The organism is Cellulomonas sp. ICMP 17802, from assembly GCF_041295535.1.
Classification (GTDB): Bacteria; Actinomycetota; Actinomycetes; order Actinomycetales; family Cellulomonadaceae; genus Cellulomonas.
The window spans coordinates 63,632-76,421 of the sequence record NZ_JBGFQZ010000015.1 but is presented as its reverse complement, the minus strand read 5'-3'; the positions used below and the strand labels follow the sequence as shown (position 1 = coordinate 76,421).

Here is a 12,790-nt window from a genome sequence, read left to right as displayed (position 1 = left end):
GCGCCCGGCGGCGCGACTGGGCCGTCGCCGTCGCGCGCGCCCGCGGGCAGGCCGTGCCGGGCACCTCCCCGCTCCCCTGACCTACCCGCAGACCGCCAGGCCTGCTACCGTTGGTGAATCAACGATCGGAGATGAATAGATATGTCCCAACAACCTCGGTTCGGCGCCGGGCTGTGGCACTTCGCCAGCTACGTCGACCGCTACGCCGTGGACGGGTACGCGCCGCCCGTGACCACGCTCGAGCAGATCGCCCGTGCCGGCGAGGTCCAGGACCTCTCGGTCGTCGACGTGCCCTACCCGTTCACGCCGGGCGTCACCGTCGACCAGGTGCGGGCCGCGCTCAAGGAGAACGGCCTCGAGGCGATCGGCGTCACGCCCGAGATCTACATGCGCCGGTTCAGCAAGGGAGCCTTCACCAACCCCGACCCCGCGATCCGCGCCGAGGCCCTCGTGGTGCTCAACGAGGCGGCGCAGGTGGTGCGCGAGCTGGGCGCCACCTACCTCAAGGTGTGGCCCGGCCAGGACGGCTGGGACTACCCGTTCCAGGTCGACCACCACACCCAGTGGGAGCTCGCCGTGTCCGGCATGCGCGAGCTCGCGCTGGCGAACCCCGACCTCAAGATCGTCATCGAGTACAAGCCGCGCGAGCCGCGCAACAAGATGTTCTGGGACTCCGCCGCCAAGACGGTGCTCGGCATCAAGGCCATGGGCGTGGACAACGTCGGCGTGCTGCTCGACTTCGGCCACGCGCTCTTCGGGGGCGAGTCGCCCGCGGCGGCGGCCCAGCTGCTCATCGACCACGGCCTGCTGTGGGCCATGGACGTCAACGACAACCTGCGCAGCTGGGACGACGACATGGTCGTCGGCACCGTGCACCCGGTCGAGGTCTTCGAGTTCTTCTACACGTTGAAGATCAACGGCTGGGAGGGCGTCTGGCAGCTCGACCAGTTCCCGTTCCGCGAGGACACCGTCGAGGCCGCGAACCTCTCGATCCGGTTCCTCAAGGGGATCCACCGCGCGCTGGACGAGCTCGACATCGACGCGCTGCGCGCGGCGCAGGACCGCCAGGACGCCATGGGCGCCCAGAAGCTGGTCCAGGACGCGCTCTTCTCCTGCCTGCGGGAGGAGTCATGACCGTCGAGGAAGACCTGGTCCCGCAGGTCCACCCGGAGACCGCACCCGACTCGCTGCCCGTCCTCGGGCGGGTGCCGGCCGGCGCCGACCGCGCGGCCGTGCTCGCGCACCTCGCCGAGGCGTCCCGGCAGGTCCGGCGCCGGGACATCCAGATGATCCGGTCGGCCGGCCTCGGCCACATCGGCGGCGAGTTCTCCGTGATCGACATCCTGGTCACCCTGTACCTGCACGCGCTGCGGGTCTCCCCCGAGACGCTGGACGACCCCGACCGCGACCGGTTCATCCTGTCCAAGGGGCACGCCGCGGCCGCCCTCTACACGACGCTCGCCGTCGCGGGATACCTGCCGCCGGCGCAGCTCGACACGTTCATGCAGCCGATGTCGCAGCTCAACGGGCACCCGGCGCGCACCAAGATCGCGGCCGTCGAGGCCAGCACCGGGCCGCTCGGGCACGGGCTGCCCATCGCGGTCGGCACCGCGATCGCCGGCCGCCTGGACGGCTCCGACCGGCGCACGTTCGTGGTCGTCGGTGACGGCGAGCTGCAGGAGGGCTCCAACTGGGAGGCCCTCATGACGGCGGGCAACCACCGGCTGGAGCACCTGTGCGTGATCGTCGACCGCAACCGCCTGCAGCAGGGCGCGCGCGTGGCGGACACCAACGACCTCGAGCCGCTGCCCGACAAGCTGGCGGCGTTCGGCCTGGAGGTCGTCGAGGTCGACGGGCACGACCACGGCGCTCTGGCCGACGCGTTCGCGGCCGTCCCGGCGGCGTCGGGCAAGCCGACCGCCGTCATCGCCCACACGTTCAAGGGCCACCCCATCTCGTTCATGTCGGACGACGTCGCCTGGCACCACAAGGTGCCGTCGCCGGAGCAGGTGGCCACCGCGCTCGACGAGCTGGAGACCTCATGAGCACCACAGCACCCCCGCAGCTGCACGACTGCCGCGACGCGTACGTCGCGACCCTCGTGGAGCTGGCCGAGCAGGACCCCCGGATCGTCGCGGTGGTCAACGACTCGGTCGGCTCGAGCAAGCTGGGCCCGTTCGGCGCGAAGTTCGGCGAGCGGCTGGTCAACGTCGGCATCGCCGAGCAGGACATGGTCGGCGTCGCCGCCGGCCTGGCCAACGGCGGCAAGATCCCGTTCGTCTCGGCGGCGGCCTGCTTCCTCACGGCGCGCGCCATGGAGCAGATCAAGGTCGACGCCGCCTACTCCCAGCACCACGTCGTGCTGTGCGGGATGAGCCCGGGCATGGCCTACGGAGAGCTCGGCCCGACGCACCACTCGATCGAGGACCTGGCGTGGCTGCGAGCGATCCCCGGGCTGACGGTGATCGTGCCGAGCGACCCCGAGGAGACCGCGCAGGCCGTCCGGTGGGCCGCGCAGCACGACGGACCGGTCTTCCTGCGGATCAGCCGCATGGGCGTGCCCGACGTGAACCCCGAGGGCTACCAGTTCGTGCCGGGTCGCGCCGTGACCCTGCGCGACGGCACGGACGTGACCCTGATCGCCACCGGCACGGTGGTGTCCCGGGCGCTCGCGGCCGCCGACCTGCTCGCCGCGTCCGGCGTGAGCGCGCGGGTGCTCTCGATGCCCACGATCAAGCCGCTCGACGACGACGCCGTCCTGGCCGCGGCCCGCGAGACCGGCGCGATCGTCACCGTCGAGGAGGCCCTGACCAGCGGGCTCGGCGGCGCGGTCGCGGAGCTGGTGGTCCGCCACCACCCCGTGCCGATGAGGTTCGTCGGCGTGCCCGACACCTTCGCGCCGACGGGGTCGGTCGAGTGGCTGCTGGACCACTTCGGCATCAGCCCGCAGGGGGTGGCGGACGCCGCGCGCGACGTCCTGGGCCGCTGACCGGGCCGGCCGACCCCGACGCTATGCTGCGGGACGCATGACGTGTCGGTGCTGAATGGAACCGATGGACTCACGAGGAGGACGACGGTGGCATTCGGCGGGGCGAGCACCGCGGCACGCCGGGGCGGCCAGTCCGACGAGCACGTGCGCCTCATGGCGAAGGTCGCGCGGATGTACCACGAGAAGGGGCTGCGACAGGCGGACATCGCCGCCGAGCTGCACATCTCGCAGCCGCGCGTGTCCCGGTTGCTCAAGCAGGCGGTCGAGTCGGGCGTCGTCCGCACCACCGTGAGCCTGCCGGCCGGCGTCCACACGGACCTCGAGGACCGCCTGGAGGCGGCCTACGGGCTCGCCGAGGCGGTCGTCGTGGAGGCCGGCGGGTCCGAGTCGGACGTGCTGCGCGCGCTGGGCAGCGCCGCGGCCGTCTACCTGGAGACCACCTTCATCGGCGGGGACGAGGTCGGCATCTCCTCGTGGAGCGCGTCGCTCCTCGCCGCCGTCGAGGCCATGCGGCCGTCGAGCACCCCGGTGGTCTCGGACGTCGTGCAGCTGGTGGGCGGCGTCGGCGAGCCGCGCGTGCAGGTCGACGCCACCCGGCTGCTCACCCGGCTCGCGTCGGTCACCGGCGCGGCGCCGATCTTCCTGCCCTCCCCCGGCCTGCTGGGCAGCGCGGAGGCCCGGCGGAGCCTCATGGCGGACCCGGCCGTCGAGCAGGTCACCTCGCTGTGGCCCGCCCTGACCACCGCGCTGGTCGGCATCGGCGCGCTCGAGCCCTCGCCCCTGCTGCAGCAGAGCGGCAACAGCATCTCCGCGGTCGACCAGGCGGCGCTGCGCGCGGCGGGGGCCGTGGGCGACGTCTGCCTGCGCTACTTCGACGCCGCCGGCGAGCCCGTGACCACCGAGTTCGACGAGCGCGTCATCGGCATCACGCCCGAGGCGCTCCGCCTGATCCCCCGCCGCATCGCGGTGGCCGGCGGCAGCCGCAAGCTCGCCGCCGTCCGGGGCGCCCTGCGTGGTCGCTGGGTCACCGTGCTGATCACCGACGTGGACAGCGCCCGAGCACTGGTCGAGAGCGCGTGACCGGCTCGCTCGTCAGCGACGCGATCGACGCGATCCGCGCGGGTCGTCCCGTCGTGGTGACCGACCATCCGGGCCGGGAGGACGAGGGCGACCTCGTGGTGGCCGCCCGGCACGCGACCCGCGAGGTCGTCGCTTTCATGATGGACCAGTGCCGGGGGCTCATCTGCGTCCCGGTCACCGCCGAGCGCGCGGCCCTGCTCGACCTGCCGCCGATGGTCCCCGACAACCAGGAGAGCCTCCGCACGGCGTTCACTGTCTCGGTCGACGCCACCGCGGGCATCACCACCGGGATCTCCGCCGCCGACCGCGCGGCCACGATCGACGTGCTGTGGCGGCCGGGCTCGACGGCCACCGACCTGGTCCGGCCCGGGCACGTGTTCCCCCTGGTCGCCCACCCCGGCGGCGTCGTCGCCCGACCCGGTCACACCGAGGCCGCGATCGACCTCGCCGTCCTCGCGGGCCTCGAGCCCGCCGGCGTCATCTGCGAGATCGCCGACCGGGACGGCGCGATGCTGCGCGGCGCGCGGCTGCGGCGGTTCTCGCGGCGGCACGGCCTGGTCCAGGTGTCGATCGACGAGCTCGCCGACCACCTGCGGTCGTGACCGGCCGGAGCCACGCGGAGCGACATCTCCCCCCGCTCGGGCCCGCGCGCCAGTAGCCTCGTGGCGGACGGGCACCGTCGCCCGCACCCGCTGCGCAGCCGACCTCCGGCCGCGTCCTCACAGGTCAGTCGTGGTGCCCGGGAGGCTCGATGGCCGTCGGTCCGGACCAGGTGGTCGCGCGGCCGGGCGCCTTCATGCGGGTCTGGTCGTCGGCGGCGGGCGCCCCGCGGCTGCGCCGGCCGACCGACGTCCTCCTGCTCATCGCCTCCGTCGTCGCCCTCGGCCTGCTCGCCCTGGCGGCGCCGGGACCGTCCGGCGCCGACGAGGCCATCGACACCGTGCTCGCGCGGCTCGAGCCCGTGTTCGGCTGGCTGTGGAGCATCGCCTACGCGGTCCTCACCCTGTGGGCGGTCGGCGTCGTCCTGCTGGCCGCCCTGAGCCGGGGACGACGCCGGCTCCTGGTCGACCAGCTGACGGCGTCCGTGCTCGCGTTCGGCGCGGCGATGGGCGTCGGGGCCCTCGCGGGGACCGACCCGTCCGCGATCGTCGACGGCATGGTCTCGTCCGGCCCGCCGGTGGTCTACGTCGCCACCCGGGTCGCCGTCGTCACCGCGGTCGTCGTGGCGTCCTCGCCGCACCTGGCCAGGCCCTGGAGGTACGTCGGCCGGGCCGTCGTCGCCCTGGGCGCCGTGGCCGCGATCGGCCTCGGCGCCACCAACCTGCTCGGCGCGAGCGGGGCGATCGCGGTCGGGATCGCCGCGGCCGCGGTCGCCCACCTCCTCCTGGGCTCCCCGCAGGGACGTCTGACCACGGCTCAGGTGCAGGTGGCGCTGGCCGACATCGGGGTGCCGACGACGAGCGTGTCCTGGGCCGCGAGCCGGACGGCGGCCGACGTGCTCGTCGCCGGCTCCGACCGGGGCGCCGAGCTCCTGGTCAAGGTCTACGGGCGCGACTCGTGGGACAGCCAGGTCGTGGGATCGGCCTGGACCGCCCTGACGCGGCGCGGCGAGCGTGCGCACGTGTGGGGCACGCGCCGGTCCCGCGTCGAGCACGAGGCGCTGTTCACCCTGCTCGCCGCCCAGGCCGGCGTGCCGACGCTCGACGTCGTCGCGGTGGGCACCGCCGACCAGGGCGACGCGCTGCTGGTGACCAGCTGCCCCCGCGCCAGGCTCGACGACCTCGACGCCGGCCTCCTGGACGACGAGCTGCTCGCCGGCCTGTGGCGTGCCGTGGTCACGCTGAACGACGCGGGGATCGCGCACGGACGGATCGAGAGCAGGACGCTCGTCGTGCGGGCCGACGGCATGGCCGCCCTCGCGGACTTCGACGCCGCCGCCCGCGTGGTCGACGCCGGCGACCCCCTCGCCGACCAGGCCCGCCTCCTGGTCGTCACGGCGGTGTCCGTCGGCCCGGAGCGCGCGCTCGCCGCCGCCGTCGCGGCCGTGGGCGTCGACCACCTGGCCGAGGTGCTGCCCTACCTGCAGCCGGCCGCGCTGGGGAGCCGGACGCGCGCCGACGTGCGTGACGCGAGCTGGACGCTGGAGGACCTGCGCGCGGCGGCCGTCGCGGCGGCGGGGGTCGAGGAACCGCCGCTCGAACGACTCCGGCGCGTGACCCCGGCCTCGATCGGTCGCCTCGTCCTGATGGGACTGCTTGTCTACCTGCTCGTCACGCTCCTCGCCGGTGTCGACGTGGCGAGCGTCGCCGCCGCGCTGAAGTCGGCGGACTGGGTGTGGCTGCTGGCCGCGCTGCTGGTGTCGCCGCTCATCCAGGCGTCGCTCGCGGGCGCGACCATGGGCGCGGCGACCGCCCGGCTGCGGTACGTCCCCGTGCTCATGCTGCAGTACTCGATCCAGTTCATCTCCCTGGTGCTCCCCGCGACCGCCGCCCGGCTCGCCCTCGAGGTCCGGTTCTTCCAGAAGTTCGGCATCCCCGCCGCCACGGCGCTCTCGTTCGGGCTCATCGACAGCGTCAGCGGGTTCGTGGTCCAGGTCGCGCTGATCGTGCTCATCCTCGTGAGCGGCCTGCCCGGCTTCACGTCGAGCCTCGTCACCGGGTCCGGCGGCACCTCGGGCTCCGGCTCGACCAGCACGTCGCTCGTGGCCGTGCTGGTCGCGGTGATCGTCGTCGGCATCATCGTCACCGTGGCCGTCCCGCGCCTGCGCCACCGCGTCACCGCCCTGGTCCCGCGGGTCCGGTCTGCGCTCGCGGAGCAGGCGCACTCGGCGCACTCGGCGCTCGGCGTGCTGCGCCGGCCGGGCAAGGTGTCCGCGATGCTCGGGGGCAACCTCGGTGCGCAGCTGCTGCAGGCCGCCGTGCTCGGCCTCTGCCTGCACGCCTTCGGCGAGACGGCGTCGTTCTCGCAGCTCATCCTCATCAACACCGCGGTGAGCCTGTTCTCCGGGCTCATGCCCGTCCCGGGCGGCATGGGGGTGGCCGAGGCCGGCTTCACGGCCGGCCTGCAGGCCGTCGGTGTGCCCAGCGCGATCGCCGTCTCGACGGCCATCACCTTCCGGCTCGTGACGTTCTACCTGCCACCGCTGTGGGGAGCGGCGGCGATGCGCTGGCTGCGCCGGCAGGAGTACGTCTGACCGGTCACGGCCCCCAGCACAGGCAGAACGGGTGGCCGGCCGGGTCGGCGTACACCTGGAACCCGTCGGGCGTCGAGAAGTCGTCGGCGGCCTGCAGCAGGACGGCCCCGACGGCCAGGGCGTGCTCGTGCGCCTCGTGGATGTCGTCGACGTACAGGTCGAGGTGGAGCTGCTGCTGCTCGCCGTCCGGCCAGTCGGGCCGGACGTGGTTCGGGGCCGGCTGGAACTCGAGCCGCGGCTCGCCGTCGACCAGGACCGTGTACCAGTCCTCGTCCGCACGCACCGTGCCGCCCAGCAGCGCCGCCCAGAACGCGCTCTCGACCTCGAGGTCCGGGGCGTCGAACACCACCACCTGTCGCCTGATCTTCATGCAGGCATCGTGGCACCGGTGGCCCCGCAGAATCTCGCCCGGGACGCGCCCGGTCGATCGGGTCGACAATCGAGGTGCGGGCGTCGAGCCCGTTTCAGGGGCGGGCCGCCCGGGCTCGTCCCGGCCCGGGCGATGAGGTGAGCCACGATGCACGCAGAGGTCGGTGACAAGGTCGTCATCCACGGCCGCACGGTGGGGACGGCGGACCGCAGCGGGACCGTGATCGAGGCGCGGGGCGCCGACGGCCCCTACGTCGTCCGGTTCGACGACGGGCACGAGACGCTCGTGTTCCCCGGGCCCGACCTCACGGTGACGCCGAGGAGCGCCTGACGCGGCAGCGGGCCGTCGCCTCCGGGGCGCCCGGCGGGCACACTCGGGGCATGGACCCGCACCCGTCCTGGGTACTGCACGTCGACCTCGACCAGTTCGTCGCGGCCGTCGAGGTGCTGCGCCGGCCGGAGCTGGCCGGGCGGGCGGTCGTCGTGGGCGGCCGCGGCGACCCCACCGAGCGCGGTGTCGTGTCGACCGCGTCCTACGAGGCGCGCGAGTTCGGCGTGCACTCCGGGATGCCGCTGCGGATCGCCGCGCGCAAGCTGCCCGACGGCGTGTTCCTGCCGGTGGACGCCCCGGAGTACGAGGCCGCCTCGGAGCGGGTGATGGCGACGCTGCGCTCGCTCGGCGTCGTGGTCGAGGTGCTCGGCTGGGACGAGGCCTTCCTCGGTGCGCAGACCGACGACCCCGAGGGCCTCGCGCGGCAGGCGCAGGACGCGGTGCTGCGCGAGACCCGGCTGCACTGCTCCGTGGGCATCGGCGACAACAAGGTCCGGGCGAAGATCGCCACCGAGTTCGGCAAGCCGGCCGGCGTCTTCCGGCTGACGGCCGAGAACTGGTTCGCGGTGATGGGTCATCGCCCGACCACCGAGCTCTGGGGCGTGGGGACCAAGGTGTCGCGCCGGCTCTCCTCGCTGGGCGTCGCGACGGTGCTCGAGCTCGCCGAGGCGCCGGTGGACGCGCTCGTGGCGGAGTTCGGGCCGCGGATGGGCGTCTGGTACCACGAGCTCGGCCAGGGCCTCGGGCCGAGCACGGTCGACGACAGCCCGTGGGTGCCGCGCGGGCACAGCCGCGAGACCACGTTCCAGCAGAACCTCACCACCCCCGACCAGGTGCGGGACGCGATCCGCGAGCTGGCCCTCGGGGTGGTGGACGACACCGCGCAGGACGGCCGACCGGTGATCCGCGTCGCGCTCAAGGTGCGCTACGCACCGTTCGTCACCCGGTCCATGAGCCGCAAGCTCCCGGAGCCGACGCGCGACGCCGCCGTCGTCGTCGACGCGGCCATGGCGCTCGCGGAGAAGCTGGAGGACAGGGAGGTCCGGCTGCTCGGCGTGCGCGCCGAGATGGCGATGCCCGACGAGGCCGACCCGGCGGACCGGACGCCGGTGCGCGGCCGGATCTGAGGGGCGCGACGGTCAGCCGGCGAGCGCCGCCCGCAGGAACGCGATGTCCTCCGCCTGGCTCTCGGCGGGCGTCTCGACGAGCGCGTCGCACCTTGCCTCTCGCACCACGTGGGCGATGAGCTCGGGCGGGATCGTGCCGGTCGCGTAGCCCGCGTGCCGGTCGCGCGCCGAGCCCTGGGGGTCGCGCGAGCTGTTGGCGTGCACGAGGTCGACCCGGCCCGTGATGGCGCGCACCCGGTCGACCAGGGTCTCGAGGTCCTCGCCGGCCGCCCACGCGTGGCACGTGTCGAGGCACAGGCCCACGTCGTACTCGCCGATCGCGTCCCACAGCAGCGCGATCCGGTCGAGCGTCCGGGCGCACGCGTTCTCCCCGCCCGCCGTGTTCTCGACGAGCACGCGCACCGGGAACGTCGCGCGCTCGAAGGTCTTGCGCCAGTTGTCGATGCCGACCGCGATGTCGTCGCCGTCCCCCACGTGGCCGCCGTGCACCACGAGGCCGCGCGCACCGAGGGCCGCCGCGGCCGCGGTGTGCTGCGCGACCATGTTCCGGCTCGGGATGCGGATCCGGTTGTTGGTGGACGCCACGTTCACCAGGTAGGGCGCGTGCGCGTACACGCCCAGGCCCGACGCGACCAGCGCCTCGGCGTCCGCGCGGGGCGTCGGCTTCTTCCACCCCTGCGGGTCGGCCAGGAACAGCTGGACGCACTGCGCGTCCAGCTCCGCGGCCGTCTCGACCGGGTCGTCTCCGCGCACGTGGGCGCCGATCAGCACCACCGGATCTCCTTCGCTCGGGGTTGGCGCCAGGTTAGCGACGTCCGGCAGCCGCTGCTGGCATCCTCGACGACGAACGCGTCGTCGGACTGCTCCCGGAGGTGCTCGTGGGTCTCGCCCGTGCCGGGACCGGTCGACGCCTGCGCGCGCTGCCCGGCATCGTCGAGGCGCTGCCGTGGTGGGCGTCGGCGCTGGTCGGGGTCGGCGCCGTGGTGCTGGGGTTCCTGCTGCTCACGCGGCCGCTGAGCTCGCTCGGCGTGCTCACCGTCTACATCTGCCTCAGCTGTCTGGCGTCCGGGGTCCGCGACCTGGTGCGGGGCGACGCCGCGCTGCTCGGCGCGGCCTGGGCTCTGCTCGGGGTCGCGGTGCTCGTCCGGCTCGGCACCTCGATCGAGCTGCTGCCGCGCGTGCTCGGGGTCGCGCTGCTCGTCTCCGGCGTCGCGAGGCTCCTCGAGGTCCGGCGCCCCGACACCGCCGACGCCCGCGTCGCGTCCGCGCTCTTCGGCGTCGCCGACCTGGTCTTCGGCGTGCTCGCGCTCGCCTGGCCCGACGTGACGCTGCTCGTCGTGGCGGTGCTGTTCGGGGCGCGCACCGTGCTCTTCGGGCTCGCGCAGGTGGGCGACGCTCTCAGGCGCCGTCGCGGATCCGACGACCGGCCGTCCCCGACGCGCGGCCCGCTGCGCCGATGGGCACGCACGGGGGGCGCCGTCGCGGTGGCCCTCCTCGCGGTCGGCGCGCTGGTGGTCAGCGGCCGGATCGACGCGGCCTCCCCCGTGGTCGACGACTTCTACTCGGCCCCGAGCGACGTCCCGACGACACCCGGCGTGCTGCTGCGCAGCGAGCCCTTCACGCGCGAGGTGCCCGCCGACGCCCGCGCCTGGCGCATCCTCTACACGACCACGCGCGACGAGGGCGAGCCCGCCGTGGCCAGCGGGATCGTCCTGGTGCCCCGCACCGGCGCGGAGCACCCGGTGATCGCCTGGGCGCACGGGACCACCGGCTACGCCGAGGGCTGCGCGCCCAGCCTGCTGCCGGAGCCGTTCGCGTCGGGCGGCCTGCCCGCGCTCGACCAGGCGGTGGCGCGGGGCTGGGCCCTGGTGGCCACCGACTACGTGGGCCTGGGCACCGCCGGCCCGCACCCGTACCTCATCGGCCAGGGCGAGGCGCGGTCGGTGCTCGACGCCGTGCGGGCGGCCCGGCAGCTGGAGACCGCGTCGCTGGCCGACCGGACCGTCGTGTGGGGGCACTCGCAGGGCGGTCACGCGGCGCTGTGGACCGGCCAGGTCCAGCCCACCTACGCCCCCGACGTGCCGCTGTCCGGCGTCGCCGCCATGGCGCCGGCCGCGGACACCCTGGCCATCACCGAGCACCTGCCGGACGTCACCGGAGGCTCGGTCTTCGCCTCGTTCGTCATCGAGGCCTACGCGGCCACCTACCCCGACGTCGACGTCGACGCCCTCGTGATCCCGCACGCGCGCACGCTGGTCCGGGAGATGGCCACCCGCTGCCTGTCCGAGCCGGGAGTGCTGGTCTCGGTGCTGAGCGCCCTGTCGATCAGCCGGGACCGACCGATCTTCGCCGTCGACCCCACCACGGGCGTCTTCGGGCAGCGGCTCGCGCAGAACACCCCGACCGGGCCGGTCGAGGCGCCCCTGCTCGTCGCCCAGGGGCTGGCCGACCCGCTGATCCCGCCGGACGCGCAGCAGGCCTACGTCGCCCGGCTCGAGGCGTCGGGCCAGGCGCTCGACTACCGCACCTACGCGGGCCGCGACCACATGGGCCTGGTCGCCGACGACTCGCCCTTCATCCCCGAGCTGCTCGCGTGGACCGCCGAGCGGTTCGCGAGCACCGGCGGCTGATCACCCCGCCAGTCGGGCTGCCACGAGCGGGCACTGGAACGGGTCCCGCGCCGCGAGGCCGACCTGGTTGAGGTAGCGCACGACGATCCCGTAGGACTTCCCGAGCGTGGTCTCCGTGTACGCGACGTCGTGGTCGAGGCAGAACTGGCGCACGATCGGCCGGACGGCCCGCAGGGCAGGGCTCGGCATGCTGGGGAACAGGTGGTGCTCGATCTGGTAGTTGAGCCCGCCCATGAACACGTCGAGGAACCTGCCTCCGCGCACGTTGCGGCTGAGCAGCACCTGGCGGTGCAGGAAGCCGAGCTTGAGCGACGCCGGCACGATCGGCATGCCCTTGTGGTTCGGGGCGAAGGTCGCGCCCATGTAGAGGCCGAACAGCCCGAGCTGGACGCCGAGGAACGCGAACGCCATGCCGACGGGCAGCAACCAGAAGACGACGCCGACGTACCCGCCGAGCCGCAGGGCGAGGAAGCTCAGCTCGACGGCGCGCCGCTTGACCGGCGACCGGCCGAGGACCGTCCGCAGGCTCGCGACGTGCAGGTTCAGGCCCTCGAGCAGCAGGAGCGGGAAGAAGAGCCACCCCTGGCGCTGCGCGAACCACCCGGCGAACCCGGTGCGCGGCTTCACCAGGTCGGCCGTGGTGAACACCAGCGCCCCGGGCGCGATGTCGCCGTCGGCACCGAGCGTGTTGGGCTTGGCGTGGTGGCGGCTGTGCTTGCGGTTCCACCACCCGTAGCTCATGCCGGCGTAGAGGTTGGCGATCACGAGGCTCGCCCAGTCGTTCCAGCGCCCGGACCGGAAGATCTGGCGGTGCGCGGCGTCGTGCCCGAGGAACATGACCTGCCCGAGCGCCACCGCGACCCCGGCGGCCACCAGCAGCTGCCACCAGGAGTCGCCGATCAGCAGGAAGGCGGCGCCCAGCCCGACCAGCACGGCGCTGAGCAGCACGAACCGGACCCAGTAGAAGGCGTACCGGCGCCGGAGCAGCCCGCTGCCCTGCACGGCGTGCATCAGCTCGGTGAAGTCGCTGCCGGCCGAGCGGGTGGTCGGCGACGCGGTGGGGATGGTCAT

At 74.0% G+C, this 12,790-nt stretch carries 12 protein-coding genes; 9 read left to right on the top strand and 3 right to left on the bottom strand.

What is annotated here, in order from left to right:
- Positions 1 to 141 precede the first annotated feature (141 nt).
- The 6 genes from AB5970_RS12665 to AB5970_RS12640 all read left to right on the top strand — a co-directional run bounded on the left by AB5970_RS12665 (position 142) and on the right by AB5970_RS12640 (position 7,262).
- On the top strand, positions 142 to 1,134 hold the full coding sequence (locus AB5970_RS12665) for a sugar phosphate isomerase/epimerase family protein (RefSeq protein ID WP_370504304.1): 993 nt from the start codon (positions 142 to 144) through the stop codon (positions 1,132 to 1,134).
- Positions 1,131 to 2,045 (top strand): transketolase, encoded by a 915-nt coding sequence (locus AB5970_RS12660; protein ID WP_370504303.1) that lies wholly within the window; start codon positions 1,131 to 1,133, stop codon positions 2,043 to 2,045. Before AB5970_RS12665 ends, AB5970_RS12660 begins: the two co-directional genes overlap by 4 nt.
- On the top strand, positions 2,042 to 2,989 hold the full coding sequence (locus AB5970_RS12655; RefSeq protein ID WP_370504302.1) for a transketolase family protein: 948 nt from the start codon (positions 2,042 to 2,044) through the stop codon (positions 2,987 to 2,989). The genes AB5970_RS12660 and AB5970_RS12655 overlap by 4 nt, the downstream gene beginning before the upstream one ends.
- An 87-nt stretch (positions 2,990 to 3,076) precedes the next feature.
- The gene (locus AB5970_RS12650) at positions 3,077 to 4,069 is read left to right on the top strand and encodes a sugar-binding transcriptional regulator (protein WP_370504301.1); all 993 of its coding nucleotides are present in this window, start codon (positions 3,077 to 3,079) and stop codon (positions 4,067 to 4,069) included.
- Positions 4,066 to 4,671 carry a 3,4-dihydroxy-2-butanone-4-phosphate synthase gene (gene ribB / locus AB5970_RS12645; RefSeq protein WP_370504300.1) on the top strand — a complete coding sequence of 202 codons (606 nt, stop codon included), beginning with the start codon at positions 4,066 to 4,068 and terminating at the stop codon, positions 4,669 to 4,671. The genes AB5970_RS12650 and ribB overlap by 4 nt, the downstream gene beginning before the upstream one ends.
- Before the next feature lie 149 nt (positions 4,672 to 4,820).
- The gene (locus tag AB5970_RS12640) at positions 4,821 to 7,262 is read left to right on the top strand and encodes a lysylphosphatidylglycerol synthase transmembrane domain-containing protein (RefSeq protein ID WP_370504299.1); all 2,442 of its coding nucleotides are present in this window, start codon (positions 4,821 to 4,823) and stop codon (positions 7,260 to 7,262) included.
- Positions 7,263 to 7,266: 4 nt separating this feature from the next.
- On the opposite strand, the gene AB5970_RS12635 is transcribed toward AB5970_RS12640, so the two are convergent.
- A complete protein-coding gene (locus AB5970_RS12635; protein ID WP_370504298.1) occupies positions 7,267 to 7,632 on the bottom strand; it encodes a VOC family protein in 366 nt (121 codons plus the stop codon).
- Positions 7,633 to 7,779: 147 nt separating this feature from the next.
- Here AB5970_RS12635 and AB5970_RS12630 point away from each other — a divergent pair, with 147 nt between their 5' ends.
- Both AB5970_RS12630 and AB5970_RS12625 read left to right on the top strand, forming a co-directional pair.
- Positions 7,780 to 7,962: a DUF1918 domain-containing protein gene (locus AB5970_RS12630; RefSeq protein WP_370504297.1), complete on the top strand. Its 183-nt coding sequence runs from the start codon at positions 7,780 to 7,782 to the stop codon at positions 7,960 to 7,962.
- Between the two features lie 50 nt (positions 7,963 to 8,012).
- On the top strand, positions 8,013 to 9,089 hold the full coding sequence (locus AB5970_RS12625) for a DNA polymerase IV (protein ID WP_370504296.1): 1,077 nt from the start codon (positions 8,013 to 8,015) through the stop codon (positions 9,087 to 9,089).
- Between the two features lie 12 nt (positions 9,090 to 9,101).
- On the opposite strand, the gene AB5970_RS12620 is transcribed toward AB5970_RS12625, so the two are convergent.
- The gene (locus AB5970_RS12620) at positions 9,102 to 9,863 is read right to left on the bottom strand and encodes a deoxyribonuclease IV (protein WP_370504295.1); all 762 of its coding nucleotides are present in this window, start codon (positions 9,861 to 9,863) and stop codon (positions 9,102 to 9,104) included.
- Between the two features lie 104 nt (positions 9,864 to 9,967).
- Between AB5970_RS12620 and AB5970_RS12615 the strand changes: the two genes are divergently transcribed.
- Positions 9,968 to 11,719 (top strand): lipase family protein, encoded by a 1,752-nt coding sequence (locus tag AB5970_RS12615; RefSeq protein WP_370504294.1) that lies wholly within the window; start codon positions 9,968 to 9,970, stop codon positions 11,717 to 11,719.
- On the opposite strand, the gene AB5970_RS12610 is transcribed toward AB5970_RS12615, so the two are convergent.
- Positions 11,720 to 12,790, bottom strand: a complete 1,071-nt coding sequence (locus tag AB5970_RS12610; RefSeq protein WP_370504293.1) for a fatty acid desaturase family protein — start codon at positions 12,788 to 12,790, stop codon at positions 11,720 to 11,722.

Coding starts and splice junctions, on each gene's coding strand:
- AB5970_RS12665 (WP_370504304.1), top strand. CDS start 142: ATGTCCCAACAACCTCGGTTCGGCGCCGGGCTGTGGCACTTCGCCAGC.
- AB5970_RS12660 (WP_370504303.1), top strand. CDS start 1,131: ATGACCGTCGAGGAAGACCTGGTCCCGCAGGTCCACCCGGAGACCGCA.
- AB5970_RS12655 (WP_370504302.1), top strand. CDS start 2,042: ATGAGCACCACAGCACCCCCGCAGCTGCACGACTGCCGCGACGCGTAC.
- AB5970_RS12640 (WP_370504299.1), top strand. CDS start 4,821: ATGGCCGTCGGTCCGGACCAGGTGGTCGCGCGGCCGGGCGCCTTCATG.
- AB5970_RS12635 (WP_370504298.1), bottom strand. CDS start 7,632: ATGAAGATCAGGCGACAGGTGGTGGTGTTCGACGCCCCGGACCTCGAG.
- AB5970_RS12630 (WP_370504297.1), top strand. CDS start 7,780: ATGCACGCAGAGGTCGGTGACAAGGTCGTCATCCACGGCCGCACGGTG.
- AB5970_RS12625 (WP_370504296.1), top strand. CDS start 8,013: ATGGACCCGCACCCGTCCTGGGTACTGCACGTCGACCTCGACCAGTTC.
- AB5970_RS12610 (WP_370504293.1), bottom strand. CDS start 12,790: ATGACCATCCCCACCGCGTCGCCGACCACCCGCTCGGCCGGCAGCGAC.